Source organism: Streptomyces sp. URMC 124, from assembly GCF_051386455.1.
Taxonomy (GTDB): domain Bacteria; phylum Actinomycetota; class Actinomycetes; order Streptomycetales; family Streptomycetaceae; genus Streptomyces.
This window is the reverse complement of record NZ_JBPQTS010000262.1, coordinates 1-4,967: the sequence shown is the minus strand read 5'-3', so window position 1 is coordinate 4,967 and position 4,967 is coordinate 1. Positions and strand designations below refer to the sequence as shown.

4 protein-coding genes are annotated in these 4,967 nt (G+C 70.6%); 3 read left to right on the top strand and 1 reads right to left on the bottom strand.

Going from position 1 to position 4,967, the window contains the following annotated elements; all coding sequences use genetic code 11:
• Positions 1 to 138 precede the first annotated feature (138 nt).
• The gene (locus tag ACSNOG_RS31770; RefSeq protein WP_436756166.1) at positions 139 to 933 is read left to right on the top strand and encodes an enoyl-CoA hydratase/isomerase family protein; all 795 of its coding nucleotides are present in this window, start codon (positions 139 to 141) and stop codon (positions 931 to 933) included.
• A 10-nt stretch (positions 934 to 943) separates the two neighbouring features.
• Here the strand turns inward: ACSNOG_RS31770 and ACSNOG_RS31765 are convergent, their stop codons facing one another.
• A complete protein-coding gene (locus tag ACSNOG_RS31765; protein ID WP_436756167.1) occupies positions 944 to 1,942 on the bottom strand; it encodes a LuxR C-terminal-related transcriptional regulator in 999 nt (332 codons plus the stop codon).
• Between the two features lie 161 nt (positions 1,943 to 2,103).
• Between ACSNOG_RS31765 and ACSNOG_RS31760 the strand changes: the two genes are divergently transcribed.
• Together ACSNOG_RS31760 and ACSNOG_RS31755 are read left to right on the top strand one after the other, a co-directional pair.
• Positions 2,104 to 2,403: a hypothetical protein gene (locus ACSNOG_RS31760; protein ID WP_436756165.1), complete on the top strand. Its 300-nt coding sequence runs from the start codon at positions 2,104 to 2,106 to the stop codon at positions 2,401 to 2,403.
• Positions 2,404 to 2,875: 472 nt separating this feature from the next.
• A complete protein-coding gene (locus tag ACSNOG_RS31755) occupies positions 2,876 to 4,909 on the top strand; it encodes an FG-GAP-like repeat-containing protein (RefSeq protein ID WP_436756164.1) in 2,034 nt (677 codons plus the stop codon).
• Positions 4,910 to 4,967: the final 58 nt, after the last annotated feature.

Genomic DNA, 4,967 nt, shown 5'->3' with positions numbered 1-4,967 from the left:
CCGATGTGGCACCGGCACCGGCACCGGCACCGGCGATCCGTCAGCTGACCCCTCCGTGCGGGTCTGGCCCTGCCGGGTGCGTGCACGGCATGATCGGGTCTCGCACGTTTACAGGCGTTAACCCGGAGGGTGATGGCGATGAGCGAGCAGCGTTTCGGCGAGTGGATCGTGGTGCGGCGGCACGGCCACGTCGCGGAGCTCGTACTGGATCGGCCCAAGGCCATGAACGCCGTGTCCAGCGAAGTGGCCCGCCGGATCGCCGAGGCCACCGGCTCTCTTGCTGCCGACGATTCCGTGCGGGCCGTCGTTCTTACGTCGACGCACGAGCGTGCCTTCTGCGTGGGTGCGGATCTGAAGGAGCGGAATTCCTTTACGGATGCCGATCTGGGGCGGCAGCGGCCCCACGCCCGTGCCGCGTACACCGGCGTGCTGGAGCTTCCGATGCCCACCATCGCCGCCGTGCACGGGTTCGCTCTCGGAGGCGGCTTCGAGCTGGCTCTGTCCTGCGACGTGATCGTGGCGGACGCTACGGCCGTGGTGGGGCTTCCCGAGGTGTCGGTGGGCGTCATTCCGGGGGGTGGCGGGACGCAGCTGCTGCCCCGGAGGGTGGGGGCCGCCCGGGCCGCCGAGCTCATTTTCAGTGCGCGGCGCGTGGAGGCCGAGGAGGCGCGGGCCCTGGGGCTCGTCGATCAGCTGGTCCCCGAGGGGCAGGACCGGACCGAGGCCCTCGCCCTGGCGACGCGCATCGCCGCGAACTCGCCCGTGGGGCTGCGGGCCGCCAAGCGCGCGCTGCGGCTCGGGCACGGCCTGGATCTGCGGGCCGGGCTGGAGGTCGAGGACGCCGCCTGGCGGACCGTGGCCTTCTCCGGTGACCGCGCCGAGGGCGTCGCCGCGTTCAACGAGAAGCGCAAGCCCGACTGGCCGGGCTGCTGAGCCGTCCTCGTCAGTCGTCGTGCGCCGGCAGCCAGCCCCGGCGCACCGCCTTGACGCCCGCCTCGAACCGGCTGTGCGCCCCGAGCCGCTCCATCAGGTCCGTCGCGATGCGCCGCGCCGTGCGCGGGGACACCCCCAGCCGTTTGGCGATGGCCTCGTCGGTGTGGCCCAGGGCCAGCAGCCGGATGACCGTGGCCTCCTGGCCGGTCAGGCCCCGCTCGTCCTTCGCCCTGGCGCGGCCCAGGGGCTGTGCCGACGCCCACACGCTCTCGAACAGCGCGCAGAGCGCGGTGAGCGCGCCGTGGCCGGTGAGCAGGAGCGCGCCGGCCGAGGGGTCGTCGCCGCTGACGGGGATGACGGCACTGGTCCGGTCGCTGATGATCATGCGGATGGGGAGGGAGGGCACGGTGCGGACCTGTCCGCCCGCTTCCGTGAGCCAGTCGACGTACTCCACGGTCTCCGGGCTGTTGCGCACGCTGTCCAGATAGATCGTGCGCATCCGCACGCCCCGGCCCAGCAGTTGCCGGTTGAGGGGCCGGGCGGCGGCGATGCTCTCCTTGGAGTGTCCGCCGTCGGGGGCGAACGTCATGACCTCGGTGGCCGTCTCCTGGGTGAGGAGCGCGAGCCGGTCTCGGATGCGGTCCAGGCCCGTCAGCTGCTCCACGCCCTGCTGTGCCGTGGCCGGGCGCAGCTCGGCGTACTCGGCGATCAGCTGGGCGGCGGCCACCCGGGACGACTCCACGCGCTGCTGCTGGGCGGCCAGTTCGGCCTGCTGCCGTGCGACGAGGAGCTCCATGCCGATCTCCGGGGAGACCGCGCGCAGTTGCCCCTGCCGCTCGGCGGACGGGCGGACGAGCGTCAGGTCGGCCAGGACGTCGAGGCCGTGCCGGACCTCCTCCTCACGGACGCCCAGCCGCGTGGCGAGCTCCGCCACCCCTGCCTGCGGATGGGCGAGCATCGCCCGGTAGACCTGCTCCGCCGACGTGTCCATTCCCAGTGCCTGAAGCACACTCACCCCACTTATATCGTCGCATTGCGCGAAGTAGGTGATCATCCCAGACACGTCTGACGGGTCGTCGGGCACCCTGGCGAAAGGCCGGAATCGGTCATGTCATAAACCGTCCGCGCCTTCGGGCGCCGAGCGGGCGGGGCGCCTGCGAGTCTCGAAGGATGTACATCGTTCACGTACACCTCCGGGCGCCGGAAGGCGCAGAGTTCCCCGAGGCCGCCGGCGACGCGGTGCGCCGCCTGGCGCGGCGGGAAGAAGGAGTCGAGCACGTCGTCAGCCGCCTGCACGCACCCCAGGGGCCCGTACTGGTCGTGTACGTCCTCGCCGACGGGCTGCACCGGGCCGAGGCGCAGGCGGCCGCCGCCTGCGCGCGGGCGCTGGCGGAGGTCCCGGGGTTCCGGGGCTGGGAGACGGTCCGCGCCGAGGTCCCGCTCGTCACCGCCTTTCAGGAATGGGCCTAGGGCCCGGGACGGGCTTCGTGGACCATTCCGTCCAAGGCCGATTTTGTCCACGCGAAATGGCTTCCACCATGTCTGACCTGCGACGAAGCTAGTTATTGCCAGCAGGGAACACCGCCCGGCGGGCACCAGCCGGCCAACGCCACCGCGGGACGTGGGTCCGGTTCCAGCACCTTCCATGCGCCCCCTCTCGGGGGCCGCGCATGGTCACGAACCGAAGCCGAGGACTCCACCATGAACCGCTCCCGCATCGCCGCCGCCACCGCCCCCGGTGCCGCCTCCGCGCCGGGTGTCGCCGCCGGCGACATGATCTGGCAGTGACCCGTAGGGGTTCGTAGCAGTCCCCAGCAGTTCCCAGCAGTCCCCCACTAGTCCCCGGCATGTCCCGGGGGCAGCGCGCCGGCCTCAGGCGGCTCCGGTCCTTCGCCGTTGATGCCCCTCGCCCGCGTACACCGCCCCGAAAGGCCTCTTCGTCATGTCCAGAATCACCCGTAAGTCCGCCGCTACCGGCGTCGCCTCCCTTCTCACCGTCGCCGCCTTCAGCGGCCTGACCGGCGCACCCGCCGCCTACGCCGCCTCCCCGCAGGAGATGCTCGCCTCCGCCGCGCTCGGCGAGCTCGGCAAGGGCCCGTGCGGCAACGGCGGCTACGACAACGGCCTGAGCCAGAGCAACAGCTGCGACGGGCACGGCGGCCAGGACCACGCGTGGTGCGCGGACTTCGTCGGCTGGGTGTGGGCCAAGGCCAACATCCGGGGCACGAGCATGCTCACGGACGGCGCCGCGAGCTTCTACGAGTACGGCCAGAAGTACGGCACGCTCTCGAGCACCCCGCACGTGGGCGACGCGGTCGTCTACAACTACCGCAACGGCTACGCCGACCACGTCGCCATGGTCACGGACGTCTCCGACGGCCAGGTCACGATCACCGGCGGCAACCAGGGCGGCTACCCCGGGCGCGTGTCGAAGGCCAGCACCACGCGCTACGCCGTGGGCAGCGCCCCCTGGGGCCAGCGCATCAGCGGCTACATCTCGCCCAAGTTCCAGGACGCCACCCCGCCGAGCGTCTCGCTCAAGGGCCTGCCCGGCAAGACCGTCTCCGGCGTCTCCCAGCTGAGCGCCTCGGCGTCGCAGGGCACGTACCCGGTGGCCTCCGTGCAGTACTACGTGGACGGCGAGCCGGTCAGCGACAAGATCACCAAGGCGCCGTACGGCTTCTCCTTCGACTCCGCGAGCGTGCCCGACGGCAAGCACATCCTGACCGTCGAGGCCACCGACACCGCGGGCACCACGGGCACGACCCGCGCCGAGATCATCACCACCAACGGCGAGTCGAACTCCACGTACAAGGCCGACTTCAACGGTGACGGCAAGGCCGACATGGCCGTCCTCTACAACTACGGCCAGGAGTCGGACGGCAGTAACCGTACGGGCCTGTGGGTGTACTACAGCGAGGGCAAGTCCTTCAGCAACCCCGTCAAGGTGTGGGACAGCGCCGACTCCGGCACGGGCAGCTGGAACTGGAGCCGCTCGAAGGTCACCGCCGGTGACTTCAACGGCGACGGTAAGGCCGACATCGGCATCCTCTACAACGGTGGCGAGGACGACAAGGGCGTCAACCACACCGCGCTGTGGACGTTCACCAGCAACGGCAAGGGCTTCGAGAAGCCGGTGCGCACGTGGGAGAGCGTCGACTCCGGGTTCGGCAGCTGGAACTGGAACCGCTCCAAGGTCACCTCGGGCGACTTCAACGGTGACGGCAAGACCGACGTCGGCGTCCTGTACAACGGTGGCGAGGACGACAAGGGCGTGAACCACACCGCGCTGTGGGCGTTCACGAGCAACGGCAAGGGCTTCGAGAAGCCGGTGCGCACGTGGGAGAGCGTGGACGCCGGCACCGGCAGCTGGAACTGGGACCGCAGCAAGGCGGTCGCCGGTGACTTCAACGGTGACGGCAAGACCGACGTCGGCGTCCTCTACGACAACGGCGAGGACGACAAGGGCGTCAACCACACCGCGCTGTGGACGTTCGGCAGCAACGGCAAGGGCTTCGACAAGCCGCAGCGCGTCTGGGAGAGCGTCGACTCCGGCACCGGCAGCTGGAACTGGAACCGCTCCAAGCCCGTCGTCGGTGACTTCGACGGCGACGGCAAGGCCGACCTGTCGGTCCTCTACAACCAGGGCCGGACCGAGGACGGGCGCAACAGCACCGCCGTCTGGAAGTTCACCAGCACCGGCAACGGCTTCACCAAGCCGGTCAAGCTCTGGGACAACGGCTCCGACAGCTGGAACTCCGAGGCCAGCAAGCTGGTCGCCGGTGACTACGACGGCGACGGCAAGACCGACCTCGGCGTCCTCTACAACCAGGGCCGGACGGAGGACGGGCGCAACAGCACGGCCGTCTGGAAGTTCACCAGCAACGGCGCCGGCTTCGACGCCCCCGCCAAGGTCTGGGACAGCATCGACTCCGGTACGGGCAGCTGGAACTGGAAGTCGAGCAAGCTCGGCTGATGTCCGGCAGGCCGCCCGGCCTCCTGCGCGGGCGGCGGATCCCTTACGGTCCGCCGCC